The 24563-nt window shown below is 70.3% G+C and carries 25 protein-coding genes and 2 tRNA genes; 10 read left to right on the top strand and 17 right to left on the bottom strand.

The window, feature by feature from the left end; translation table 11 throughout:
• Window positions 1-70: 70 nt before the first annotated feature.
• The 4 genes from rsrA to ACHBTE_RS26955 all read right to left on the bottom strand — a co-directional run bounded on the left by rsrA (window position 71) and on the right by ACHBTE_RS26955 (window position 2805).
• Window positions 71-373 (bottom strand): mycothiol system anti-sigma-R factor, encoded by a 303-nt coding sequence (gene rsrA / locus ACHBTE_RS26970; RefSeq protein ID WP_394726703.1) that lies wholly within the window; start codon window positions 371-373, stop codon window positions 71-73.
• Entirely contained in the window at window positions 370-1065 is a 696-nt protein-coding gene (gene sigR, locus ACHBTE_RS26965) for an RNA polymerase sigma factor SigR (protein ID WP_394726702.1), read from the bottom strand. Before sigR ends, rsrA begins: the two co-directional genes overlap by 4 nt.
• Before the next feature lie 257 nt (window positions 1066-1322).
• Window positions 1323-1937, bottom strand: a complete 615-nt coding sequence (locus tag ACHBTE_RS26960) for an alpha/beta family hydrolase (protein ID WP_394726774.1) — start codon at window positions 1935-1937, stop codon at window positions 1323-1325.
• A 52-nt stretch (window positions 1938-1989) separates the two neighbouring features.
• Window positions 1990-2805, bottom strand: coding sequence for an SOS response-associated peptidase (locus ACHBTE_RS26955; RefSeq protein ID WP_394726701.1), 816 nt, complete (start codon window positions 2803-2805; stop codon window positions 1990-1992).
• A gap of 103 nt (window positions 2806-2908) precedes the next feature.
• Between ACHBTE_RS26955 and ACHBTE_RS26950 the strand changes: the two genes are divergently transcribed.
• The 4 genes from ACHBTE_RS26950 to ACHBTE_RS26935 all read left to right on the top strand — a co-directional run bounded on the left by ACHBTE_RS26950 (window position 2909) and on the right by ACHBTE_RS26935 (window position 6530).
• On the top strand, window positions 2909-3631 hold the full coding sequence (locus tag ACHBTE_RS26950; protein ID WP_394726700.1) for a M50 family metallopeptidase: 723 nt from the start codon (window positions 2909-2911) through the stop codon (window positions 3629-3631).
• 98 nt (window positions 3632-3729) lie between these two features.
• Window positions 3730-5049 carry a 3-phosphoshikimate 1-carboxyvinyltransferase gene (gene aroA, locus ACHBTE_RS26945; protein ID WP_394726699.1) on the top strand — a complete coding sequence of 440 codons (1320 nt, stop codon included), beginning with the start codon at window positions 3730-3732 and terminating at the stop codon, window positions 5047-5049.
• A gap of 18 nt (window positions 5050-5067) precedes the next feature.
• Window positions 5068-6078, top strand: a complete 1011-nt coding sequence (rsgA, locus tag ACHBTE_RS26940) for a ribosome small subunit-dependent GTPase A (RefSeq protein WP_394726698.1) — start codon at window positions 5068-5070, stop codon at window positions 6076-6078.
• A 128-nt stretch (window positions 6079-6206) separates the two neighbouring features.
• A complete protein-coding gene (locus ACHBTE_RS26935; RefSeq protein WP_394726697.1) occupies window positions 6207-6530 on the top strand; it encodes a DMT family transporter in 324 nt (107 codons plus the stop codon).
• 22 nt (window positions 6531-6552) lie between these two features.
• Here ACHBTE_RS26935 and ACHBTE_RS26930 read toward each other — a convergent pair whose 3' ends face one another.
• Entirely contained in the window at window positions 6553-7161 is a 609-nt protein-coding gene (locus tag ACHBTE_RS26930) for a TetR/AcrR family transcriptional regulator (protein WP_394726773.1), read from the bottom strand.
• Window positions 7162-7409: 248 nt separating this feature from the next.
• Between ACHBTE_RS26930 and hisN the strand changes: the two genes are divergently transcribed.
• Window positions 7410-8210, top strand: a complete 801-nt coding sequence (gene hisN, locus ACHBTE_RS26925; protein WP_394726696.1) for a histidinol-phosphatase — start codon at window positions 7410-7412, stop codon at window positions 8208-8210.
• Window positions 8211-8311: 101 nt separating this feature from the next.
• Here the strand turns inward: hisN and ACHBTE_RS26920 are convergent, their stop codons facing one another.
• Window positions 8312-8812: an SRPBCC family protein gene (locus ACHBTE_RS26920; RefSeq protein ID WP_394726695.1), complete on the bottom strand. Its 501-nt coding sequence runs from the start codon at window positions 8810-8812 to the stop codon at window positions 8312-8314.
• A 208-nt stretch (window positions 8813-9020) separates the two neighbouring features.
• On the opposite strand from ACHBTE_RS26920, the gene ACHBTE_RS26915 reads away from it, so the two are divergent.
• A complete protein-coding gene (locus ACHBTE_RS26915) occupies window positions 9021-9413 on the top strand; it encodes a cyclic nucleotide-binding/CBS domain-containing protein (protein WP_394726694.1) in 393 nt (130 codons plus the stop codon).
• A gap of 229 nt (window positions 9414-9642) precedes the next feature.
• The gene (locus ACHBTE_RS26910; RefSeq protein WP_394726693.1) at window positions 9643-10059 is read left to right on the top strand and encodes a Fur family transcriptional regulator; all 417 of its coding nucleotides are present in this window, start codon (window positions 9643-9645) and stop codon (window positions 10057-10059) included.
• A gap of 131 nt (window positions 10060-10190) precedes the next feature.
• Here the strand turns inward: ACHBTE_RS26910 and ACHBTE_RS26905 are convergent.
• The 4 genes from ACHBTE_RS26905 to ACHBTE_RS26890 form a co-directional block, all read right to left on the bottom strand.
• Window positions 10191-10264 (bottom strand) — tRNA-Met (locus tag ACHBTE_RS26905).
• A 128-nt stretch (window positions 10265-10392) separates the two neighbouring features.
• A complete protein-coding gene (locus tag ACHBTE_RS26900; RefSeq protein WP_394726692.1) occupies window positions 10393-12369 on the bottom strand; it encodes a sel1 repeat family protein in 1977 nt (658 codons plus the stop codon).
• Between the two features lie 229 nt (window positions 12370-12598).
• Window positions 12599-12672 (bottom strand) — tRNA-Met (locus ACHBTE_RS26895).
• 56 nt (window positions 12673-12728) lie between these two features.
• Entirely contained in the window at window positions 12729-15698 is a 2970-nt protein-coding gene (locus tag ACHBTE_RS26890; protein ID WP_394726772.1) for a UPF0182 family protein, read from the bottom strand.
• Window positions 15699-15862: 164 nt separating this feature from the next.
• Here ACHBTE_RS26890 and ACHBTE_RS26885 point away from each other — a divergent pair, with 164 nt between their 5' ends.
• Window positions 15863-16405, top strand: a complete 543-nt coding sequence (locus ACHBTE_RS26885) for a PPA1309 family protein (protein WP_394726691.1) — start codon at window positions 15863-15865, stop codon at window positions 16403-16405.
• Window positions 16406-16554: 149 nt separating this feature from the next.
• On the opposite strand, the gene ACHBTE_RS26880 is transcribed toward ACHBTE_RS26885, so the two are convergent.
• The 4 genes from ACHBTE_RS26880 to ACHBTE_RS26865 all read right to left on the bottom strand — a co-directional run bounded on the left by ACHBTE_RS26880 (window position 16555) and on the right by ACHBTE_RS26865 (window position 19818).
• The gene (locus ACHBTE_RS26880) at window positions 16555-17652 is read right to left on the bottom strand and encodes a PDZ domain-containing protein (protein WP_394726690.1); all 1098 of its coding nucleotides are present in this window, start codon (window positions 17650-17652) and stop codon (window positions 16555-16557) included.
• A 65-nt stretch (window positions 17653-17717) separates the two neighbouring features.
• Window positions 17718-17882, bottom strand: a complete 165-nt coding sequence (locus ACHBTE_RS26875; protein ID WP_394726689.1) for a hypothetical protein — start codon at window positions 17880-17882, stop codon at window positions 17718-17720.
• 195 nt (window positions 17883-18077) lie between these two features.
• The gene (locus ACHBTE_RS26870) at window positions 18078-18536 is read right to left on the bottom strand and encodes a molybdenum cofactor biosynthesis protein MoaE (RefSeq protein ID WP_394726688.1); all 459 of its coding nucleotides are present in this window, start codon (window positions 18534-18536) and stop codon (window positions 18078-18080) included.
• A 169-nt stretch (window positions 18537-18705) separates the two neighbouring features.
• Window positions 18706-19818: an SDR family oxidoreductase gene (locus ACHBTE_RS26865; protein ID WP_394726687.1), complete on the bottom strand. Its 1113-nt coding sequence runs from the start codon at window positions 19816-19818 to the stop codon at window positions 18706-18708.
• Between the two features lie 192 nt (window positions 19819-20010).
• Here ACHBTE_RS26865 and ACHBTE_RS26860 point away from each other — a divergent pair, with 192 nt between their 5' ends.
• Both ACHBTE_RS26860 and ACHBTE_RS26855 read left to right on the top strand, forming a co-directional pair.
• Window positions 20011-21474 (top strand): zinc-dependent metalloprotease, encoded by a 1464-nt coding sequence (locus ACHBTE_RS26860; protein ID WP_394726686.1) that lies wholly within the window; start codon window positions 20011-20013, stop codon window positions 21472-21474.
• The gene (locus tag ACHBTE_RS26855; RefSeq protein WP_394726685.1) at window positions 21471-21992 is read left to right on the top strand and encodes an NUDIX hydrolase; all 522 of its coding nucleotides are present in this window, start codon (window positions 21471-21473) and stop codon (window positions 21990-21992) included. The genes ACHBTE_RS26860 and ACHBTE_RS26855 overlap by 4 nt, the downstream gene beginning before the upstream one ends.
• Window positions 21993-22118: 126 nt before the next feature.
• Here the strand turns inward: ACHBTE_RS26855 and ACHBTE_RS26850 are convergent, their stop codons facing one another.
• The 3 genes from ACHBTE_RS26850 to ACHBTE_RS26840 all read right to left on the bottom strand — a co-directional run.
• A complete protein-coding gene (locus ACHBTE_RS26850; protein WP_394726684.1) occupies window positions 22119-22874 on the bottom strand; it encodes an AIM24 family protein in 756 nt (251 codons plus the stop codon).
• Window positions 22875-22891: 17 nt separating this feature from the next.
• A complete protein-coding gene (locus ACHBTE_RS26845) occupies window positions 22892-23572 on the bottom strand; it encodes an AIM24 family protein (protein ID WP_394726683.1) in 681 nt (226 codons plus the stop codon).
• 13 nt (window positions 23573-23585) lie between these two features.
• The coding region (locus tag ACHBTE_RS26840) for an AIM24 family protein (RefSeq protein WP_394726682.1) at window positions 23586-24563 on the bottom strand (978 nt) is incomplete at its 5' end.

The following is a 24563-nucleotide window of genomic DNA, read 5'->3' as shown; positions in this document are numbered from 1 at the left end:
GGCAACTGCGGGCCTATCACCCGCCGATTAGCACGTTCGAGTGACGACCGCCCGTTCCAGGGAGGGGAGTTCAGGACTCCTGCGGCGTCGCCGTCACATCGTGCTCGGGGACGGCCTGGCCGGAGCGGATCAGATCGATCCGCCCCATGACCTTGGCACGCAGGTCCGTGGGCACGTCGTCATGGCCGCAGCATCGCTTGACGAGCTTCTTCACGGCCTCCTCGAGGCCGTACTTCTCCAGGCACGGCGAGCACTCCCGGAAGTGCTGCTTGAACTTGTCGCGATCGACGTCCGGCATCTCGCTGTCGAGGAACTCGTAGAGGTGGTCGAGTACCTCGGAGCAGTCCGTCTCGTGCGGCTCTCCGCAGCTCATGAGCCCGAGCCTTTCGCTTCGTTCGACTCTCCGGCGCCCGCCGGGACCAGGCCGCGCTCACGGGCGTAGTCCTCGAGCATGCCGCGCAGTTGACGGCGGCCCCGGTGCAGCCGGGACATCACCGTACCGATGGGTGTCCCCATGATGTCCGCGATCTCCTTGTACGCAAAGCCCTCGACGTCGGCGAGGTAGACGGCGATGCGGAATTCCTCGGGAATCGCCTGGAGTGCTTCCTTCACGTCCGAGTCGGGCAGGTGGTCGAGCGCCTGCGACTCGGCCGAGCGCAAGCCCGTCGACATGTGCGACTCGGCCCGCGCGAGCTGCCAGTCCTCGATCTCCTCGGCCGCGGAGCGCTGGGGTTCGCGCTGCTTCTTGCGGTACGAGTTGATGAAGGTGTTGGTGAGGATCCGGTACAGCCACGCCTTGAGGTTGGTGCCCTCGCGGAACTGGTGGAAGGACGCGTACGCCTTGGCGTACGTCTCCTGCACCAGGTCCTCGGCGTCGGCCGGGTTGCGCGTCATGCGCAGGGCGGCCGAGTACATCTGGTCGAGGAATTCGAGCGCGTCCCGCTCGAAGCGCGCGCTGCGCTCGGCGGTCGTCTCCGTGGACGTGCCCACGCTCATGCCCTGGCCCTCGGGCTGCTCCGCCTGGCCGTTGTCGGTCCCTGCGTCGGTACCGGGAACCGGACCCACCTCCTCAAGATTCCGGGCAGGGCCGAAGCCGGTCCCACCTGAATCGGAGGATAGACGACCTGCCGTCCCCGCCGCCCCTCGAATAGGAGCGGTCCTGGCCGCGTGCAGCACCGTCCAGTCCAGGTCAGTGCGGCTGCTGCGGGCCGGGCAGATGGTCGAACCCATGCGGCGGACTTCCTCTCCTACGACGTCGGCGCTGGTGGCCCAGCACTGCTGTCCGCCACAACAGAGGGAGGGGCCCCGGCATTCCCGGAGCTTTACCCGAGTGACCCGACCCACTTGACGACCGCGTCCGTGACGATCGCCACGGCCTCGTCCTGATCGAGGGGCGCCCGCTTGGGCACGGCGAAGCCGTGATCGCCGTAGGGCACCTCGACGATCTCGTGGTCGCCGTCGGGGAACTCCTCGGGCCTGCCGAACGGATCGTTGCCGCCCTGGACGACGAGGGTGGGCACCCCGGCTCCGAGCAGCTCGTCGGCGCGGGACTTCTCGGGCTTGCCCGGGGGGTGCAGGGGGAAGCTCAGGGCGAGCACGGCGTGGGCACCGAGCTCGACGGCCGTACGGCAGGCGACCCGGGCGCCGGCGCTGCGTCCGCCGGAGATCACGGGCAGCCCGGGCGCGGCGAGCGCGGGCCACAGACCCCGCCAGCCGGTGTCCAGCGTCTTCGGCGCGGGCGCCACCTTCTTGCCGGCCACCCGCCAGGGCTGCTCCACTCGGGCGACGGTCACGCCGTGCCCGGGGAGGACCTGGGCGAGCGCCTTCAGGTCCCGCGCCTCGATGCCGCCTCCGGCGCCGTGGCTGACGGCCAGCACCAGCCGGGCCTGCTTCGCCGGGTGCCAGGTGATGCGGGCGTCGCCGGCCTCGGTGCCCATGATCTCTGTCGTCACATCGGACTTGTTCGTCACATCGGACTCGTTCGTCACGTCAGAAGAGTGTGCCCTCTTCGGGTCCGTCCAGCTCCTTCAGCAGCTCCGGGCCGTTGTTGCGGACGTTGCTGACCAGCGTGGAGACGGGGTAGGCGCGCATCATCCCGGGGGGCGGCGGGTCGAGCAGGGTGCGCAGCTCCTCCGGGTCGGTGCGGGAGGGGTCGAGCCAGGCGTCCCAGCGGTCCGGGGTCAGCATCAGCGGCATCCGGGGGTGGATCTCGGCCAGTGCGTGCGGGCCCTCGGCCGGGGCCACCGCCAGCGGGGTGGTCTCCGCCTCCGTGGTGATGACGGAGCAGGTCGCCCACCATGCCTGCGGATGCTCGTCCGGCAGCGTCCGGTCCCGCCAGAACTCGTACAGCCCCGCCATCGCGAACACCGACCCGTCGGCGGGCAGCACGAAGTACGGCTGCTTGCGCGGCCGTTTCTTCCTCCCCTCGACCTCCAGGTCCCGCTCCTGCTTTCCGGTGACCCACTCGTAGTAGCCGTCGGCGGGGATGATGCAGCGCCGGGTGGAGAAGGCCCGCCGGTACGACGGCTTCTCGTGCACCGTCTCCGCACGGGCGTTGATCATCTTGAAGGCGCTCTCGGGGGTCTTGGACCAGCTCGGCACCAGCCCCCATTTCAGCTTGCGCAGCTGTCGAACCGGTCGCGGGTCGGACACGTCTTTCAGAGGACGGTCGAGAACGACGTGGACCTCCTTGGTCGGAGCCACATTGAAGTCCGGCTCCAGGGTTTCCTCGGGTTCCCACTTCTCGATCTCAAAGATTCCTGCGAGATCCTCGGGCCTACGACTCGCTGCATACCGTCCGCACATACGTGCCACACTGCCAGGCCCGGCCACCGCCCGACCACCACTCCTCGACAAAGCGCCGAGCGCCGACCCCCTTTGACTCGCCCACAGGGAGCCATCGCCTTACATGGACAGCACCGCATCCGCCTCGCTCGCCTCCCTCTGGGACGAGGTCTCCGGCACCCAACCCGACCCCGATCTGTGGGTCGTCGCCGCCACCCTGCTCGCCGCGCTCGCCGTCGTCGTCCCGCATGCCACGTGGCGTCTGTCGCGCAACGCCATCACCATCGCCCACGAGGGCGGCCACGGTCTGGTGGCGCTGCTGACCGGCCGGACCCTGACCGGCATACGCCTGCACTCCGACACCAGCGGCCTCACCGTCAGCCGCGGCAAGCCGCACGGCATCGGCATGATCCTCACGGCGGCGGCGGGCTACACGGCGCCGCCCCTGCTGGGCCTCGGCGGCGCGGCGCTGCTGGCCTCCGGCCGGATCACCCTGCTGCTGTGGCTGGCGACGGCTCTGCTGGTGGCGATGCTGGTGATGGTCCGCAACGCGTACGGGGCGCTGACGGTGTTCCTCACCGGCGGCACGTTCGTGGCGGTCTCGTGGCTCGCGGGGCCCCAGGTGCAGGCGGCGTTCGCGTACGTGGTGGTGTGGTTCCTGCTGCTGGGCGGGGTGCGGCCGGCGTTCGAGCTCCAGGCGAAGAGGGCGCGCGGGGGCGCGGGGGACTCCGACGCGGACCAGTTGTCGCGGCTGACCAATGTGCCGGCGGGCTTGTGGCTGTTCCTGTTCCACGCGGTGTCGCTGTGCTCGCTGATAGGCGGCGGCAGGTGGCTGCTGGCCCTGTGACGCGTCCCGAAGGGCCCAGGTCACAGCGGCCGGGGGAACCGTGCGACCAGCCCCGACGGCGCAGCACCCCGGAGACCGCCTGCTTATAAAGTGAACCCATGGCCCAAAACCCCGCCGCACCCACCGCCCTCTGGCCCGCCCCGCACGCGAGCGGAGCCGTCGACGCGACGGTCCACGTGCCCGGGTCCAAGTCGGTCACCAATCGCGCCCTCGTCCTCGCCGCCCTGGCGAGCGAGCCCGGCTGGCTGCGCCGCCCGCTGCGCTCCCGCGACACCCTGCTGATGGCCGGCGCGCTGCGGGCGATGGGCGTCGGCATCGAGGAGGGCGTCGGCCCCGAGGGCACCGGCGAGGCATGGCGTGTCCTGCCCGCGGGCCTGCGCGGACCGGCCACGGTCGACGTCGGCAACGCCGGCACGGTGATGCGCTTCCTGCCGCCGGTCGCCGCGCTCGCCGACGGCCCCATCCGCTTCGACGGCGACCCGAGGTCGTACGAGCGTCCCCTGCACGGCGTGATCGACGCCCTGCGTGTCCTCGGTGCCCGGATCGACGACGACGGCCGGGGTGCGCTGCCGCTGACGGTGCACGGCGGGGGCGCGCTGGAGGGCGGCCCGGTGGAGATCGACGCCTCGTCGTCGTCCCAGTTCGTGTCGGCGCTGCTGCTGTCCGGCCCGCGTTTCAACCAGGGCGTCGAGGTCCGGCACACCGGCTCCTCCCTCCCTTCCATGCCGCACATCCGCATGACCGTCGACATGCTGCGCTCGGTCGGCGCCCAGGTGGACACCCCGGAGTCGGGCGGCGAGCCGAACGTCTGGCGGGTCACGCCGGGCGCCCTGCTCGGCCGGGACCTGACCGTCGAGCCCGATCTGTCCAACGCCCAGCCGTTCCTGGCTGCCGCGCTGGTGACCGGCGGCAAGATCCTCATCCCGGACTGGCCGGCCCGCACCACCCAGCCCGGTGACCGGCTGCGCGAGATCTTCACCGAGATGGGCGGTTCCTGCGAACTCACCGAGTACGGGCTCGTGTTCACCGGTTCGGGTGCGATCCACGGTATCGACGTGGACCTGGGCGAGGTCGGTGAGCTGACCCCGGGCATCGCGGCGGTCGCGGCCCTGGCCGACTCCCCCTCGACCCTGCGCGGGGTGGCGCACCTGCGGCTGCACGAGACGGACCGCCTGGCCGCGCTCACCAAGGAGATCAACGAACTCGGCGGTGATGTCACCGAGACCGCCGACGGCCTGCACATCCGCCCGCGCCGGCTGCACGGCGGCGTCTTCCACACCTACGAGGACCACCGCATGGCGACGGCCGGCGCGATCCTCGGCCTCGCGGTCGAGGGCGTACGCATCGAGAACGTGGCGACGACGGCGAAGACCCTGCCCGACTTCCCCGAACTGTGGACCGGGATGCTCGGGGCGTAGGGACGCGGGGAAACAGTCATGCGCCGCTACGGCAAGCACACCGACGAGGACGACATCCGTACGCGTCCCGGCCGCCGGGGCACCCGGCCCCGTACGAACATCCGGCCCAAGCACGAGGACGCGGCCGAGGGAATGGTCCTCACCGTCGACCGGGGGCGGCTGACCTGCCTTGTCGGGGACCGGGTCGTGCTGGCGATGAAGGCCCGCGAGCTCGGCCGCAAGGCCGCGGTGGTCGGGGACCGGGTCGCGCTGGTCGGCGACCTCTCGGGGAAGAAGGACACGCTGGCGCGGATCGTACGGATCGAGGAGCGGACGTCGCTGCTGCGCCGTACCGCCGACGACGACGATCCGTTCGAACGCGTGGTCGTGGCGAACGCCGACCAACTCGCCATCGTCACCGCCCTTGCCGACCCCGAGCCGCGGCCACGGCTGATCGACCGCTGCCTGGTCGCGGCGTTCGACGGTGGGCTGGAGCCGCTGCTGGTGATGACGAAGTCGGACCTGGCGCCGCCGGACAAACTCCTGGAGCTGTACGGCGCGTTGGACATCCCCCATGTCGTCACCAGCCGTGAGGAACTGGACGACGGCGGTGCGGCCGACCGGGTGCGGGAGCATCTGGACGGCCGGGTCACGGCGTTCGTCGGGCATTCGGGCGTGGGCAAGACGACGCTGGTGAACGCGTTGGTGCCCAAGGAGCGCCGGCGTTCGACGGGTCATGTGAACGCGGTGACGGGGCGGGGGCGGCACACCACGACGTCGGCGCTTGCGCTGCCCCTGTCGGAATCGGACGGCTGGGTGATCGACACTCCGGGGGTGCGGTCGTTCGGCTTGGCGCACATCGATCCGTCCCGGGTGATCCACGCCTTCCCCGACCTCGGACCGGGAACCGAGGGCTGTCCGCGCGCGTGCAGTCATGACGAGCCGGACTGCGCCCTGGACGACTGGGTGTCGCAGGGGCATGCCGATCCGGCGCGGCTGTACTCGCTGCGGCGGCTGCTGGCCACGCGGGAACGCACGGAAGGTGACTGACCTCCGCGTTGTTTGTCCCCGTACGAGTCCGGTAAGGGCATAATCGCACCGAGCCGGATCCAAGCCTGGGCACAGCCTGACGAACCTGACTGAGCGGCACAGTACGTGGGGAAACGGGAGGACAGCACATGGCGTGGCTGCTGGTCATCGTGGCGGGGCTGCTCGAAACCGGCTTCGCCGTCTGCCTGAAGCTGTCGCACGGCTTCACCCGGCTCTGGCCGACCGTCGCGTTCTGCGTCTTCGCCCTCGGCAGCTTCGGTCTGCTGACGTTGGCGCTGAGAAAGCTGGACGTGGGCCCGGCCTACGCGGTGTGGACGGGGATCGGGGCGGCGGGCACCGCGATCTACGGGATGGTCTTCCTCGGGGACATCGTCTCAACGTTGAAGATCGTGTCGATCACCCTGGTGATCGTGGGGGTCGTCGGACTGCAACTGTCGGGGTCGGCGCACTGAGTCGCGCCCGGCGAAGCCCGCCTCAGCCCGTCAACTGCCGTTGCAGTGCGCAGCGTACGAGGTCGGATACGCCGCCCTCGCCGGGCGGGGCGGCCACGCAGGACAGGGCCAGGCGGACGACCAGTTCGCAGGAGCGGGCGACCTCGGCGGTGTCGGACTTGGTGCTGCCGGGGCCGGAGAGGACCGCCACGGCCCGGTCGCGCACGAGGGCCACGAAGTCGCCGGGCGAGGGAAGCGGCCCGTCGGCCCGCCGCTGTGCGGGTACGGCCGAGGAGGACGGCACCGCGGACAGCGTCGGCGAGGGCAGTCGCTCGCTCCAGCAGCCGGTGAGCATGGCGCGGACGAGGCCGTTCTCGCGGGCGAGGGCGGCCGTCCACTCCGCGGTGGCGGTGAGCCGGTCGCGGGCGTCGCTGTGGCCGGCCAGCGCGCGGTCCACGCCGGCGAGATAGCCGTCGGCCTCGCGCCTCACCAGGGCCCGGGCGAGCCCTTCCTTGCTGCCGAACTCGTTGTACAGCGTCTGCCGGGACACTCCGGCCGCCGCGGCCACGTCCACCATGCGCACGGCGGACCACGGCCGGCGCGCCAGCGCCGTGTATGCGGCGTCCAGCAGTGATTCCCGCGCTGCAGGCATCATCGCCTCCCTGGGCGAGCGGCTCTGCGCCCAGATTTGACGCGCACAGAGGCACTGTCAAGGGTTCGCGACGGCACGCGGGGGCGCCATTCGGCCGCTCTGCGCGGGGCCGTGGCGGGCCAGTGGCGTCGGACGCCGCCTCCCGCGGTGCGGACGACCGCTTCGCCGGCCTCCCCGCCCGACATGGCCGCTTCTTGATCCCAGGGCCCGGTAGCCCCATCCCGACCACGGCAGATACCGTTCGTTCCATGCCGGACTACCTCGACGACCTCCGCCTCGCCCACGTCCTCGCCGACGCCGCCGACGCCGCCACCATGGCCCGCTTCAAGGCGCTCGACCTCAAGGTCGAGACCAAGCCGGACATGACCCCGGTCAGCGAGGCCGACAAGGCCGCCGAGGAGCTGATCCGGGGGCAGTTGCAGCGGGCCCGGCCGAGAGACGCGATCCTCGGCGAGGAGTACGGCGTCGAGGGCACCGGTCCCCGCCGCTGGGTGATCGACCCGATCGACGGCACCAAGAATTACGTACGCGGCGTGCCGGTGTGGGCCACCCTCATCTCCCTGATGGAGGCGAGCGAGGGCGGATACCAGCCGGTCGTGGGTGTGGTGTCCGCCCCCGCCCTCGGCCGCCGCTGGTGGGCGGCCCAGGGACACGGTGCCTTCACCGGCCGCAGCCTCTCCTCCGCGACCCGGTTGCAGGTCTCCCGCGTCTCGAAGCTGACGGACGCTTCGCTGGCGTACTCCTCGCTGAGCGGCTGGGAGGACCAGGGCCGGCTGGACGGCTTCCTCGACCTCACCCGCGAGGTGTGGCGCACGCGCGCGTACGGCGATTTCTGGCCGTACATGATGGTCGCCGAGGGCTGCGTCGACCTCTGTGCGGAGCCGGAGCTCTCGCTCTGGGACATGGCCGCCACCGCGATCATCGTCACCGAGGCCGGCGGCACCTTCACCGGCCTGGACGGCCGCCCCGGCCCCCACAGCGGCAACGCAGCCGCCTCGAACGGCCTGCTGCACGACGAGTTCCTGGGCTATCTGAACCAGCGTTACTGAAGGAGCCGGCGGTCATCCGCGAACGCGGGGAAGATCAACACGCCACGCCGTCGGACGCCTGACCAGTTGTGGCGGGTGATCTGTGGCGGACTTGTGGCGGATCAGTCCGCCGCTTCGCGGACGTCCTTTCCCCGCTCGGCGAACGCCTTGAAGTCCTGCATGTGCTGGTGCGACTGCTTGCGAAAGGCGCCGGGCATCAGAAGCCCCACCAGCTTCATCAGAATGCCGCTGAACCGGTATTCGTTCTCGCTCTCCCAGAGCGTCGACTTCGGGCCGGTTTCGGTCAGCCGGTCGCGCACGGCGCTCCACATGCCCTCGCCGACGATCTCGCGGTCGAAGTGAACGACGCTCGTTCTCGGGATCGCGCGCAGGTCAGCCGGTTCCCGGCGTGTGATGGTCTCGGTGCACTCGACCTTCCGCCGGCCCATTTGCAGCACGACTCGCGACCTGGTGCCGAGCTGCCCGTGTTCCCCGCTCAGCGGCTCGTGCACCACGAGGCCGCGCAGCCATTTCGGCAGGTGTGCCGGGTCGGCGAGCAGTTGGGCCACCTTCTCCCGCGGCAGGGCGATCTCGATGGAGACGGTGTATTTCATGGGGCGCATCACTCTTTTCCTTGCAGGTGCTGGACGACGTGCTTTGTCGAGCGCCGGGGGCGCAGGTCAGTTACAGCAGTGGGTATGCGCCCTCAACCAGCCACACACGCCCCCTTGTTGACCCGCGCTTTACCTGCCACCCTGAGAGTCCCCCCACTTGTGCATTTGTGAAAATATGAACAAAGGCCGGGGGCACTCCAGGAGGTGGCTCCATTCCATGCTCGTCCGTGACGCCATGAGCACAGTGGTCCTCACCATCGGCCCGACGCACACGCTCCGCCAGGCCGCCGCACTCATGTCCGCCCGCCGGGTCGGCGCGGCCCTGGTCCACGACCCCGACGCCGGCGGCACCGGCATTCTCACCGAACGCGACATCCTCAACTCCGTCGGCCTCGGACAGAACCCGGACCTCGAACGCGCCCACGACCACACCACCAACAACGTGGTGTTCGCAGCCCCGTCGTGGACCCTGGAGGAGGCGGCCCGCGCCATGGCGCACGGCGGCTTCCGGCACCTGATCGTCCTGGATCACGACGAGCCCGTAGGCATCGTCTCGGTCCGCGACATCATCCGCTGCTGGGCCCCGGTACGCCAGCAGGTACCGGCCTAGCACGCCGAACACGCACCGCCCAGGTGACCCTGGGTGCGCGGGGCGGGCCGGACCCGGCCGGGTCCGGCCTGCCCCTCATCCGCACACACCCCCGCCACAGGCGACCGGTCGCTCGCCCGTACCGCCGATGTGGACTTCAGTCCAATTCATGTAGACAGAGTCCAAGTCAAGCCAAGATCCAAAGTCACACCCATTCGGAACCTGGTCCCCCTGCTGTTAAGGTGTCCCCATGAGTGACCTTCTGGAGCGGCTGCGCGGACGCGGCTGGCGGATGACCGCACAGCGGCGCGTCGTGGCCGAGGTCCTCGCCGGCGATCACGTCCACCTGACGGCCGACGAGGTCCACGCGCGAGCCGTCGCCAAGCTGCCCGAGATCTCCCGCGCGACCGTCTACAACACGCTGGGCGAGCTGGTCAGCCTCGGCGAGGTGCTCGAGGTCTCCACCGACCGGCGTGCCAAGCGGTACGACCCGAACGCCCACCGGCCTCACCACCACCTGGTCTGCGCCCAGTGCGGCGCCATCCGGGACGTGCACCCGACGGGCAACCCGATGGCCGACCTGCCCGACTCCGAGCGCTTCGGCTTCACGGTCTCGGACGTCGAGGTGACGTACCGCGGCGTCTGCCCGAACTGCGCGGCGGCGTAGGCCCCAGCCGCCTCACCCCGAGCCCCGGCACAGACGAGTGCCGGGGCTTTGCGCTGCTCGGCCGCGGGCGGGACCGTCGTCACAAACGCCTAGGGCCGGGATCCATATGGATCCCGGCCCTAGGCCTTCAGTAGCGGGGACAGGATTTGAACCTGCGACCTCTGGGTTATGAGCCCAGCGAGCTACCGAGCTGCTCCACCCCGCGTCGGTGAACGCAACATTACGTCAACACCGCCGACAGAGGCAAATCCCTTCTCACCTGCATGTCAGCACCCGTCGCTCCGCACCGCCGCCGAGCCGGGACTGCACCCCGGAAGCCGCCCCGGCTCCGCCTCACGCGGACAGTTCCTCCCGCAGGGCGTCCCGCAGCCGAGCCGCCCGTTCCGCCACCTCCGCCGGACCCAGCGCGACCGCGCGGTCGGCCCAGCGCTGTCCCTCCGCCAGTTCGCCGCGACGCGCGTAGACCAGGGCCAGCCGCAGCGCCGACCGCCCGTGCCCGGCGTCGGCCGCCCGCGTCCACCAGACCGCCGCCTCCGGCTCACTGCCCTCCCGGGCCAGCAGCAGCCCCAGGTTGAACGCGCCGTTGCGCGAGCCGGCCTCCGCGGCCGCTCGGTACCACCGAGCCGCCTCCACCACGTCACCCCGGGCGGCGGCGAGCATGCCGACCCGCACCTGAGCCCTGCGATGCCCCTGGGCCGCGGCACGCTCGTACCACTCCTCGCACTCGGCCTTCTCGTGCACCGGCTCCCCGAGCTCATGCGCGGGCTCCGGCGGTCGCCGGGCGTCCAGCAGGGTCGCCAGCCGGTACGCCGCCTCCGCGCTGCCGGCCCCGGCCGCGCACCGCAGATGCCGCTCCGCCTCGGGCTCGTCGCCGTCCCGCAGCCGCGCGATGCCCACCTGTAGGGCCGCCTCCGAGTGCCCGGCAGCAGCCGCACGCTCGTACCACCGCAGCGCGGCACGCTCCTCGCCCCGCCCGGCGTGCAGGATCCCCAAGTTGAACGCGGCGTCCACGCTTCCGGCCTCCGCGGCCTTGGAGAACCACGGCTCGGCACCGGCCGTGTCCCCGCCCTGGAGCAGCAGGATCGCCAGCGCGTTCGCCGCCTCGCGGTGACCGGCGTAAGCCGCCCGCCGGTACCACTGCTCGGCCTGCGGGGTACGGGCCTGCTCGGCGCAGAGCAGGCCGAGGTTGTACGCGCCGTTCACATCACCGGCATCCATGGCGGCCCGGTACCAGCGCTCGGCGGTCTGTGTCTGGCCCCGCTCGGCGTGCAGCGCGCCCAGCGCGTTGGCCGCGTTGCCGTCGCCGTCCTGCGCGGCCCGCAGCCACCACACGGCGGCACTCTCGCTGTCCCCGGCGTCCCGCAGCAAGAACCCGAGCGCACAGGCGGCGCGGGCCTCGCCGTCCTTGGCGGACGTCAGGTACCAGCGTCCGGCCTCCTTGAGCTCCCCGCGCTTCTCGAGGATCGCCCCGAGGTGCAGTGCGGCCCTGCGGTGACCGCGCGCGGCGGCCTGCCGGTACCACTGCTCTGCCTCTTCCGTCGGCGCCCCACCGGGCACGACACCGTTGTCGGCACCGTCCGCCCCTGCGCACCCCGCCCGCCGGTCCAGCGCACGCGCCAGCCGGTACGCCGCCTCCCGGTGCCCGCGCTCCGCCGCGGCCCGCATCCACCGCCTGGCCCCGTCGTCGCTGCGGTGCTCCAGCAGATCGGCGAGCGCGTACGCGCCCAGCACATGTCCCTGCTCGGCGGACTGGCGCAACCAGTACTCGGCGGCGGGCTCGTCGCCCCGCTCACGGTGGTGACGTCCCAGGGCGTGCGCGGCGGCGGCCGACCCCGCGACGGCGGCGATCCGCCACCAGCCGGCGGCCTCGTCGGCGTATCCGCGCTGGTGGAGCAGGACCCCCAGGTTGTTCGCGGCGGCCCGGTCCCCTGCCGCGGTGGCGGCACGCAGATGGGGCTCGGCCCCGTCGAGATCGCCGCGGCGCAGCAGCATGGCGCCAAGGACGCTCATCGCCTCGACGTCACCGGCCTCGGCGGCGAGCCGCTGCCGCGCCACCTCGGCGGCCTCCCCGGCCTCTCCGACTTCCCCGGTCTCTGTGACTTCCCGGGCCTCTGTGACTTCCTCGGTCTCCGCGACTTCCCCGGCCGCTTCGGCCTCCCCCGATGCCTCGACCTCTTCCCGGTTCGCGCGCCGGTCCAAGGTGAGGTCACCTTCCGGCCGCACGAAATCGCCCGTCGGCTGCACAAAGTCGGCAGGCTGCACAAACCGCCCTGTCTCCAACAGAGTTGCCTTGTCCCCCATAACGTCCATCGTCGCACCACCTGCAACCCGGGTACACCTGGTATACCGCAGCCCGTGAGGTCACTTCAGCGTTTTGTCGACATGCCCACAGAGAGACAAGTCAAACACAGTTCTCCCAACTCCCCACAGCGGCACGACCGTCCCGCCTTCCCGGCACATGCGTTCGCACACCACAAAGGCCCGGATCCTTTTCAGGATCCGGGCCTTCGCTGTCGTGCGAAATACTCGCCGACTTCAGTAGCGGGGACAGGATTTGAACCTGCGACCTCTGGGTTATGAGCCCAGCGAGCTACCGAGCTGCTCCACCCCGCGCCGTTGTGTAGCAACCGTATCACGGCGCGAGGTGGGCTTTTCGATCAGTCGGGCCCCTAGCCGTCGCTGGGACTACCGGACGGCTTCGGACTCGAACTCGGGCTCGCGCCGCTGTTGCCGGCGCCGCCTCCGCCTCCTCCGCCGCCCTGGTCCGACTGGCCCTGTGCGTCCTCGGCGCGCTTCAGCGCCTCCTGGAGGTCCTCCTGCGCCCGGCCGTACGCCTCCCAGTCACCCTTCTTCAGGGCTTCCTGCCCGGCGTCGAAGGCCTTCTGGGCGTCGTTGAGCGCGTCTTGGACCGTCGGGTCGGTGGACGTCGGTGGCGGCGGCGTCGTATCGCCACCGTCCTGGTCACCCTCGTCCGGTGGCTCGGTGGTCGGACCCTGGGCTCCGAAGACCTTGTTGAGCGCCTCGTCGAGCGTGTCCTCGAAGGCGGTGGTGCCTCCGTAGGACACCAGTACCTTCCGCAGCAGCGGATACTTGAGTCCACCACCGCGGACATAGACCGGCTCGACGTAGAGCAGTCCGCCGTCGAGCGGGACCGCCAGCAGGTTGCCGTACTCGACCTCGGAGTCGCCGCCTCTGAGGAGCCTGATCGTCTCGGCGATGTTCTGCTCGGAGTTGAACTGGCTCTGGACCTGACTCGGGCCGTTGACCGTGGTGTTGGTCGGCAGCTTCAGAATTCTGATCTTGCCGTAGCCATTGGTCCCCGCCTCCGCGTCGACGGCCATGAAGGCGCTGAGGTTGTCCCGGCCACTCGGCGTGAGCGTCGTCGTCAACGAGAACGCCTGTGCCTGCTGGTCGGGCATCTTCATGCTCAAGTAGTACGGCGGCACCGCGCTGCCCGACTTGTTGGTCGGATCGTCCGGCACCTCCCATACCTCGCTGCCGCTGAGGAACGTCGTTGCGTCCTTCACGTGGTAGCGCGTGAGCAGCTCACGCTGGACCTTGAACAAGTCCTGCGGGTACCGCAGATGGGCCATGAGCGAATTGGAGATCGCACTCTTCGGCTCGACCGTGTCCGGGAAAGCCTTCATCCAGGTCTTCAGGACCGGGTCCTTGGTGTCCCACTGGTAGAGCTTGACCTCGCCGGTGTAGGAGTCGACGGTCGCCTTCACCGAGTTGCGGATGTAGTTGACCTGGTTCTGCTGCGCCACGACCGCCCGCTGGTTGTTGCTCGCGGTCAGCGAGTCGGCCGTCGTGTCACCGAGCGTCGTGCGTGAGGAGTACGGGTAGCCGTTCGTCGTCGTGTACGCGTCGACGATCCACTGGATACGTCCGTCCACGACCGCCGGGTAGGCGTCGCCGTCGATGGTCAGCCACGGGGCGACCGCCTCGACGCGCTCCTTGGGCGTGCGGTTGTACAGGATGCGCGAACCGTCGCCGATGGCACCGGAGTACAGGATCTGCGGCTCGCCGAACGCCACCGCGTACGCGGCCCGGTTGACCGGGTTGGAGAGGCTGACGCCGCTGTCGCCCTTGTAGCTGTAGGTCTTCTCACCGCTGTCGTCGGAGTAGTCGATCTCCTTCTGGGGACCGCCGACGATCGAGTACATCGTGGTCTTCTCGCCGTAGTAGACCCGCTGCTCGTAGCTCCCGAGGTCGCCCTTGGACGGCAGGTCGGACTCGGTGAAGTCCGGCCGGCCCTGGGAGTCGGCGCTGGTGCCCTCGGCGGCGACCACACCGTAACCGTGCGTGTAACGGAAGTGGTCGTTGATCCAGTTCCGCTTCGGAATGCCGTTGAGATTGATCTCACGCAGACCGATGACGGTGTCCTGGTCCTTGCCGTCCTTGCTGTACCGGTCGACGTCCAGGTTGGTCGGGAACGCGTAGTAGTTCCTGATCTGCTGGAGCTGCTGGAACGTCGGCGAGACGATGTTCGGGTCCATGATCCGGATGCTCGCCGTGGCGTCCACGTCGTCGCGCAGCTTGGTCTTGTCCTCGGTCTTGCTGGTGCCCGAGTAGTCGGTGACCTTGGTGCCGTCGATGCCGTAGGCATCGCGCGTCGCCTTGAGGTTCTTCTCGACGTACGGCGCTTCCTTCGCCTGCTCGTTCGGCTGGACCTGGAACTTCTGGACGATCGCCGGGTACAGGCCGCCGATGAGGATCGCCGAGAGCACCATCAGGCCGAAGCCGATCACCGGCAGCTGCCAGGTGCGCCGCCACAGGGTGGCGAAGAACAGCAGCGCGCAGATGACGGCGATGCAGAACAGGATCGTCTTGGCCGGCAGATAGGCGTTGGCGTCGACGTACCTCAGTCCGGTCCAGTTGTCGGTGGCCTTGAAGTCGCTGGACTTCACCGCGAGTCCGTACCGGTCGAGCCAGTACGCGACCGCCTTCAGCGCGACGAAGATGCCGAGCAGGACCGACAGATGGCCGGTGGCCGCGGCCGTGGCTCGCGCGCCGGGGCTGGTGATGCGCAGCCCGCCGTAGAGGTAGTGGGTCAGCGCGGCGGCGATCACGGAGAGGATCGCGGCGGCGAAGCCGAAGCCGAGCAGGAACCGGTACCAGGGCAGGTCGAAGGCGTAGAAGCCGACGTCCAGGTGGAACTGCGGGTCCTTCTCACCGAAGGGCACGCCGTTGACCCACATCAGCCAGGTGCGCCACTGGCCGGAGGCGGAGGCACCGGCGATCAGCCCGACCAGCGCGGTGATCGCGATCAGCAGCCACTTCTTGTACGGCGCGATGCCCATGCGGTAGCGGTCGAGGCTCTGCTGCTCCATGGACATGGCGCTCAGCGGCGGGCGCAGCCGGTGGGCCAGCCAGATGTTGAAGCCGACCGCGAGGGCCATGAGCAGGCCGAAGACGAAGAAGAGCCCGATCTTCGTCCAGAGCGTGGTGGTGAACACGGACGAGTAGTTCACCGACCGGTACCACAGCCAGTCCGTCCAGAAGCCCGCGAACATGGTGAAAGCCATGCCGAGGACGGCCAGCACGCCCAGTGTCATGAGCAGTGTCCGGACACGCCGGGACGGGCGGCCCACTCTCATCCGTGGCCCGGTAGGAGGGCCTCCGCCGCGGTCCGGCATCTGGAAAGCCAAGGTTCGCACCCCGAAGTTCGCTGTTGATCCGTCAGGCCCGCGTCTTCGTGGACCCTCCGTGGCCCCCCGTGATCGTGGGCCCACACCTATGCAACTTACTCACCCTTTACTCGGTTCCCGATTTCGGTCAGGAACGAGGCAGGATTGTGACCATGTCCAACACTCCCATGGCGGCGAACCCGCTGACCCGGGCCGTTCTCGAGATCGACGAGTACGCCTCCGGCCTCGGCTGGGACCAGCCCGCCCGCCTCTTCGCCCTCGTAGACACCGCACGGCTGCGGGCCCAGGAACCCGGCCTCGCCGCCCAGCTCGGCCTGGGGGACGAGCAGGAGTCCTCCGGCCTGACCCCGATCGAGCAGGACGAACTTCCAACGGGCAAGCCGCTCGATGAGTTCCTGGGCACGATCGCCTGGCCCGACGCGGTGGTCGGGTGCGCTCTGACCGTCGAGCGTCTGATGCTGCCCCCGTCCGCCGAGACCCAGGTCCCGCAGGGTCTGAGCGAGGCCAAGCTGACGAAGTGGGTGGCCGACCACCCCGAGCGTCAGGAGGTCCGGATGACGGTCGCGGTCCTGCGCGACGGCACCCGCGAGTCGGCCCTGCGCCTGCGCGAGAAGGACACCCCGACCGAGGTGCTCACCGGCCCGGATCTCGTCCCGGGCCTCGCGGAGGCACTTTCGGTGACCTTCGCGGACTGAGGTCCTCCGGTACGTCGGCGCGGGCCTCGGCCGCCGAGGAGAGAACGACGACACCGGCGATGAGACCGGCGACGACGGCTGCGCCGTACGCAGTGGGGGCGCCCCTCGAGGTGAAGGGCGCCCCCACTGCCGTACTCACGTCCTGGCGCTCAGCTCTTGGTCGTGCACCTGGACAGGTCGTCGGTGTCGCCGGAGCGGATGTCCTTCAGGGCGCCGAGAGCGTCGTCCATGGAGCCGACCTTGACGAGGGTGAGTCCCTCGGGGACGTCCCTGGCGGCGGTCGCGCAGTTGTCGGCGGGGGTGAGGAAGTACTTCGCGCCCTTCTCGCGCGCGGCGATGGTCTTCATCTCGATGCCGCCGATGGGCCCGACCTTGCCGGCGTCGTCGATGGTGCCGGTGCCGGCGACGAACTTGCCGCCGGTGAGGCTGCCCGGGGTGAGCTTGTCGTAGAGCCCGAGCGAGAACATCAGGCCCGCGCTGGGCCCGCCGACGTCGGCGAGCTTGATGTCGATGGTGAACGGGAAGGTGTGATCGGTCCCGGCGGAGATCCCGACGATGGCGCGCTTCTCGCCGCTGTCGTCGGACTCGGCGGTCCTGATCGTGATCTTCTCGGTCTTCGTCGGCGCCCTGCGCTCCTTCTCGGCGGCGGCCTGCTCCTTCGCCGGCACGATCGTGAACACGACATCCTGGCCAGGCTCGTGCTTGGTCACCAGCTTGGCGACGTCCCCGGGCTGCTTGACCGCCGTACCGTCGACGGCCTTGATCACATCACCGGCGTGCAGACTGCCCTCGGCCGGGCTTCCCTTGACGACGGTGGAGACGATCACCCAGCTCTGCACCGGGATGTCCAGCGCCTTCAGGGCGGCGACCTTGGCGGTCTCCTGGGACTGGCTGAACTCCTCCGCGTTCTCCTGGGTGGACTGCTCCTCCGTCTTGCCGTCCGGGTACAGGGTGTCGTGCGGCACGACCTTGTTGTCGTGCGCGAGCCACCCGTACACCGCCTCCACCAGGTTCATCTTGTAGTCGGCGCTGGTGACCCGGACGGTGGTCATGTTGAGATGGCCGGTCGTCGGATAGATCTTGTGCCCGGAGATCTGAAGGACCGGCTCGCCGTCGTGCTCGCCCAGGGTGTTCACCGTCGGCCCCGGGGACATCTCCGCGTACGGCACGGGGATGAAGACTCCCGCGCACAGGAGCGCGATCAGCATCAGGGTGGAGGCGAGCATCGTCGCGGTGCGGCGTGGCATGCCAAGACAGTACGTGACACCTCTGTCGGAGCACCGTCAGGGCCGCTGAACCGGCCGCCCGCTGCTCATGTGCGCGAGGGCGGCTTCTCCATGGCCGCACGGAACCGGGCATAGCCGTCGAGTTCCGGGCCGTCCCCTCGTGCCTTCCTGGTCCGGTTGGCCCAACTGCCCCACAGACCGGCGCCGATCGCAGCCACGAGCGGAATCAGCAACCAGGCGAGCGCCGCCATGCCGTCCTCCCATCCCCAATGAGTGACCGCAACTGACTGATCAGCAGATTAACCACTGGCACTGACAACGCTCACGCCGGGGGTGCGGTTACGCAACCGGAGTGCGGTGGACGGGTCGGCGGGCGAGCGGATCGGGTGCTCGGCGGGCGCCGACCCACCCTGCCGTCGCCGGGGACACGGCCCTCAAGTACGGCGCTATGCGCCGACCCATTCGTCGGTGCCGTCCAAGAACTTCTGGTGCTTCCAGATGGGCACCTCGTGCTTGAGGTCGTCGATCAGCTTCCGGCATGCCTCGAAGGCCTCGCCGCGATGGGGGCAGGAGACGGCGACGACCACGGCCAGATCCCCGACCGCGAGATCGCCGACGCGATGGACGGCCGCGAGCGCCCGGACCGGGTACTCGGCGACGACCTTCTCGGCGATGCGCCGCATCTCGGCCTCGGCACTGGGATGGCACGAGTAGCCGAGCTCGTCGACATCGGCACCCCCGTCGTGGTTGCGGACGGTCCCCACGAACAACGCGGTACCACCGGCGGCATCGTCCCCGACGGCCCGGAAGACCTCGTCCACGGACAGGGCCGTCTCGCGAATGCCGATGAGCCTGATGGGGTCCTGAGCGCCCTGCTCACCCGGGTGGTCGTTGGTAGGTGCCATGTCCCCATCGTGCCCCACGCGTGTGAGGAGGGGGAATAGCGTGATCGCCCGGCACGCGCGCGTGCCGGGTTGGAGCCTCCTACAACCGCCGGTGCCGGGTGTACCGCGCTCAGGGCGACCCGACGACCCGGCAACGCCGACCCGGCTGTGCGGTGGGCGGGCCCGTCGCTCAGATCCGCCGGCGCGCCTTGCGTGCCCGCCGGACCACCGCCGCCGCGCCCAGCAGGGCCACCGTCGCTCCGGCGGCACCGGCCGCCGTCGCGTCCTTGCGCCCGAGCCGCCGCCCGGCCACGGTGTGCCGTCCGGAGACCTCCTCCAGCAGTTCCGCGAGCACTTCCTCGTTGGTCCACTGCGGGCGCCACCCCGCGTCATGGAGCCGGCTCCCGCTCACGACCCAGGGGTACATCGTGTAGGCCAGGTCACCGGCCGGAGAGGGGGTCAGGCCGATCCGGTGCAGCCGGGCCGCCGCTCCCAGGGCGACCGCCGACGGCAGCTCCATGCGCCGGATCCCGCTGAGCTCCTCGACCTCCTCCTGCTCCAGCCATCCGTCGCACCCGACGGCGAGCTCCCCTTCGACCTTCTCCAGGACGGCGTACTCGAGGGCGCTGCACAGATCCTCGACGTGGCAGAACTGCCAGGCGGGCCGCGACCCGGCGACAACGAGCAGCCTGGGCGACTCGAAGTACCTGGTCAGCGCCGTGTCGGTGCCTCCGACCAACACGGCGGGGCGTACGACGGTGACATTGAGGCCGGGATGGGCCCGGGGCGCCCTGCGCGCGAGGCGCTCGATCTCCAGCAGGTCCCCGACGCCGGTGGCCTCCGCGGTCGCCCGCAGTTCCGCGTCCTCGGACAACGGCAGCTCGTTGTCCGGGAGGGCGCCGTAGACCATCGCCGAGGTGCACAGCACGACCCGGTGGATGCCGGCCGCCGCCGCGGCCGTCAGCACGGTCTGCGTCCCCCGGACGTTGTAAGCCGTCCGGGCGGCCGGATCCGTCTCCAGATCGAGGTCGAGCGCCAGGTGCACGACCACGTCGGCGCCGCGCAGTTTGTCGGCGATCGCCGGGTCCCGGACGTCCAGAATGTGCCATTGCGCCTCGGCGCACTCGCCGCGCCGCTCGTCGATGGCGATGACCTGCTTGACCTCGTCCGACGCGACGAGCCGCTCGGTGAGCAACGCGCCGATGCCGGACGCGGCGCCGGTCACCGCGACGACGGGTCCGCGCGCGGCGGCAGGGGTTGACCGGTTTCGCGCTGCGCGAACCTGCGGATCAGGGGAACTCACCGGGCGTCTCCAGCGGTTGTCTTCAGTACGGACGCGAGTGACGCGTACGTACCAGGTGGCATCCATCCTGCCGCAGGCAATGAGTCGGCGAAGCACCGAGGCCCGAACGGCTCGCGGTGTCTACGCTGGGTGGTGTTATCGGGCAGTCGCGCCGCCGGTGCCAGCCGGTGGCCTTACCAGCCGAGGAATCCCGTGAGTGACACCCCATTCGGATTCGGCCTTCCGCCGGAGGAGCCGGACGACGGCGACGAGGGCAAGAAGAAGGACCAGCAGAGCGGTGGTGGTCAGGGACCGGCCAACCCGTTCGGTTTCGGAGGGCTGCCCGGCGCCGGGGGCTTTGGTGGCCCCGGCGCGGACAATCCGTTCGCTGCCATGTTCGGTTCGCTGAACCCCTCCGACCTGGGCGCCGCGTTCCAGCAGCTGGGCCAGATGCTCTCCTACGAGGGCGGCCCGGTGAACTGGGACATGGCCAAGCAGATCGCCCGCCAGACGGTCTCGCAGGGCGCCGCGGACGGCACCAAGGACGCGAGCGTGGGCCCGGCCGAGCGCAATGCCGTCCAGGAGGCCGTCCGGCTGGCCGACCTGTGGCTGGACGATGCGACGTCCCTGCCGTCCGGCGCGGGCACCGCCGTCGCGTGGAGCCGCGCGGAGTGGGTGGAGGCGACCCTGCCCGCCTGGCAGGAGCTCGTCGACCCGGTCGCCGAGCGCGTCGGCACCGCGATGGGCGATGTCCTACCGGAGGAGATGCAGGCCATGGCCGGCCCGCTGATCGGCATGATGCGCTCGATGGGCGGCGCCATGTTCGGCACGCAGATCGGGCAGGCCGTCGGTGTGCTCGCGGGCGAGGTCGTCGGCTCGTCCGACATCGGCCTGCCGCTCGGCCCGGCCGGCAAGGCCGCGCTGCTGCCGGCCAACATCGAGTCGTTCGGCAAGGACCTGAGCGTCCCCCAGGAGGAGGTGCGGCTGTATCTCGCCCTGCGCGAGGCGGCCCACCAGCGCCTGTTCGCGCATGTGCCGTGGCTGCGCTCGCACCTGTTCGGCGCGGTCGACGGCTACGCGCGCGGGATCAAGGTCGACACGGCCAAGCTTGAGGACGTGGTCGGCCAGTTCGACCCACAGAACCCCGAGCAGCTTCAGGACGCGCTCCAGCAGGGCATGTTCCAGCCCGAGGACACGCCGGAGCAGAAGGCCGCCCTGGCGCGTCTGGAGACCGCTCTGGCGCTCGTCGAGGGCTGGGTCGACGCCGTGGTCCACGCGGCGGCCAAGCCGCGCCTGTCGTCGGCGGACGCGCTGCGCGAGACGCTGCGCCGCCGTCGCGCCTCGGGCGGCCCGGCCGAGCAGACGTTCGCCACGCTGATCGGACTGGAGCTGCGCCCGCGCCGCCTGCGCGACGCCTCGCGCCTGTGGGCCTCGCTCACCGACGCGCGCGGTGTCGACGGCCGTGACGCCCTGTGGCACCACCCGGACATGCTGCCGACGGCGTCCGACCTGGACGACCCGGACGGCTTCGTGCACCGCGAGCAGATCGACTTCTCCGAGCTGGACAAGATGCTCGGCGAGGCGGCCGGTGGCTCCGCCGGGAAGCCGGACCTGAAGAAGGACGAAGGCCCCGAGGGCGGCACCTCGGGTGACACCAAGGGCGACGACACCGAGTGAGCCTGTTCGACGACGCGGTCCTCGTGCTGAAGGAGTACGAGGGCCAGGACGAGCTGCGCCGGACATATCTGGAGCATCTGGACGCCCACCCGGACGGCATGTGGAAGGCGTGCGGGGACGGTCACATCACGGCGAGCGCGCTGGTGATCGACCCCTCGCGCGGGCGAGTGCTGCTCACGCTCCACAAGAAGCTGCGCATGTGGCTGCAGATGGGCGGCCACTGCGAGCCGGTCGACGAGACGCTGGCCGCGGCGGCCCTGCGTGAGGGGACCGAGGAATCGGGCATCGCGGGCCTGGCCCTGCTGCCCGGCGGCCCCGTGCGCCTGGACCGGCATCTCACCCCCTGCGCGTGGCACCTGGACGTCCAGTACGCGGCGCTCGCTCCGGCCGGTGCCGTGGAGGCGATCAGCGACGAGTCGCTCGATCTGCGCTGGTTCGCCTACGACGAAGTGGCGGAGGCGGCGGACCAGTCGGTCGTACGGCTGCTGGAGGCCACCCGCGCGCGGCTCACGGCCTGAGACACACGTCCTGAAGGACGGGCACGGGGGCGCCCGCGTAAGGGACAACGAGTGCGGGGCAATGTGCGGCAATGTGTAAGGGGCGATCGCAATGGCGACCGCCCCTTACGGCTGCTTTCCGGACGGTCAGTTCCAGACGTTGCCCTGGTTCTGCCCCCGGGCCCCCTGCTGACCCATGCCGTACTGCGCGGAGAGGCCCGAGCCGATCTGGGCGTTCTGCGGCGGCAGCAGCTCGCTGGGCTGCACGAGCGCGTAGCCCGAGCCCATGAAGCTGAGCTCCCAGCCCTCTCCGGTGTTGCCGCGGCGCCGCCACACCCCGGAGGAGTGCGTCTGGGCCTGCATCTGCACCCGCAGGCCGGTCGACCAGGCCACGATCGCGTCGGCGTCGCAGTTGACGTACTTGTCGGGCGTCACCTGCATCATCAGCGGCATGCCGGAGGTCATCAGGGCGACCTTGCCGCGTCCGGTGATGTTGAGCTGGTACTTCCCGGATCCGGAGATGCCGTAGAGGCTGTCCACGGCGATGACCTCGTGGTGGAGGGAGGACTCCATCGCAAGCACATAGCTGCTGTCGACGGTCAGTCCGTCCTGGTCCACGTCCATCAGGTGCACGTGCTGCTTGAGATTGGCGAGGTAGACGGTGCCCTGCCCGTGGCAGCGCATCAGGTCCAGGCCCTCGCCGGTCTGCGCACGCGCGCGTCCCTGCTGGTTGCTCTGGAACTCGGCGTCGAACTCGACGAGTCCCTGGTAGGCGACCATCGTGCCCTTACGGGCGAGGATGTCGTCGTGTCCTTCCAGGTTGACGCGGAGCATCTGCTTGTTCTGCAGGCTCCAGCGTTCCTGGGACTGCTGGTCGCTATAGGCGAAAAGCGGACTCTGCATGATGTTCCTGGTCCCCCTCAGCCCCGGATCCGGAGGCGGTCGGTGCTGTCCTCGCTGGGCTGGACGACGACGATGCCCTGGCCGGAGAAGGCCATCTGGTAGGCCTCGCCGCTGCCCCGTCCGATGAGCGACTGCGCCTTGAAGCTGCGCTTGCCCTTCACCTTGAGGTTCGGGGACCAGGCGACCAGCGCGTCCGGGTCGACGTAAGTCTCGTCCTCGCCGCCGCCGCAGTCGACGACGATCGGCTTGCCCCGGGAGGTCAGCGCGACCCAGCCCTGCCCGGAGATCTTGGTGTTCCACATGCCCTGCCCCGCGAACTTCGCCAGGCCCTTCACCCGCTCCACGCCCCACTGGAGGTGGGCGTCGAAGGCGAGCAGGTTGGTGGCGTTGACGGAGATGCCGTCGCCGTTGAGGTTGATGACGACGACGTTGGCGCCGTAGTCGGCGAGGTAGAGCAGTCCGTCACCGGAGCACTTCATCAGGGGCGCGCCCTCGCCGGTCATCCAGTCCTTGGCGATCTGGCGCACGGCCGGCGGGTTGGGCTCGTACTGGACGAAGCCTTCGTAGGCGACCATCGACCCCACGCGCGCGAGGAGGTCGTTCCCGGTCTGCATGGCGACCTTCAGCATGTGGTTGCCGTGGTTCTCCATGCGGGCGGTGACGGGTGCGGGGGCGTAGCCCGCGAGCGACTGGTTCATGACGGGCTCTCCCTCAGATCTCGTACGGCTGGACGACGATGAAGTTGCCGGGCGCGCCCCTGAACTGGAGGTTGACGCTCTCGCCGGTGTCGCCGGGGTAGGCGTTGCGGCGCATGCGCACCTGGCTGGAGACGACCACCTGGGCGGCTGCGGACCAGGCGACCACGGCGTTGCAGTCGGCGAACGTCGTGGGCGTGACCGGAAGAACCACGGGCGTGCCGTGCGTCTTGACGACGATCGTGCCGGTGCCCGTGAACTGCATCGTGAACAGCGCGCCGCCGGGAATGCCATGGCCCTCGATGCGGCGGACCTCGTACTGGAGGCCCTCGTCGAAGGCGAGGACGTTCTCCGCGGAGACGCAGATGCCGTCGCCCTGGAGCTCGATCGGGTGCAGCATCGTCGAGTTCTCGGCGAGGAAGACCTGGCCCTGGCCGGTACAGCGCATCAGCTGCATCTCCTGGCCGGTCGCGTTGCCCGCGATCCGGCCGGCGAATCCGGCGCCCTTGTAGCTGAAGTCGACCTTGCCCTGGTAGAGCACCATGCTGCCCTGCCGGGCCAGCACGGGCTGCCCGCCGATGCCGAGGTCGACGCGGACCATCTTCTTGTTCTGCTGGGTCCAGCGCTGGCCGGTCGGAGTCTCCTTGAACTGCTGGAGCGCACCGCCGACACCAGGCCCCTGGGGCGCGCCCTGAGGCATGCCGTGGGGGGCGCCCTGCGGGGCGCCGTAGGGCGCCTGCTGGCCCGGGACCTGCCCATGAGGCGGCTGCTGGCCGTAGCCGGGGGGCGGGGTGGGCTGGCCGTACCCCGGCGGCGGGGCGGGTGCCTGGGGCTGGCCGTACCCGGGGGGCGGCGGGGCGGTCGGGGCCTGGGGCTGGCCGTACGGCGCCTGCTGCCCGGGCTGGCCGTAGGGCTGCTGCTGACCCGGCTGGCCGTAGGGCGCGGGTGCCGGGGCGGGGGGCGGCGGGGTGCCGCCGGGCGGCGTCAGATCGGA

Source organism: Streptomyces sp. M41 (assembly GCF_043673425.1).
Classification (GTDB): domain Bacteria; phylum Actinomycetota; class Actinomycetes; order Streptomycetales; family Streptomycetaceae; genus Streptomyces.
The sequence above is the reverse complement of the archived record's forward strand: the minus strand, read 5'-3'. Positions and strand labels throughout refer to the sequence as shown.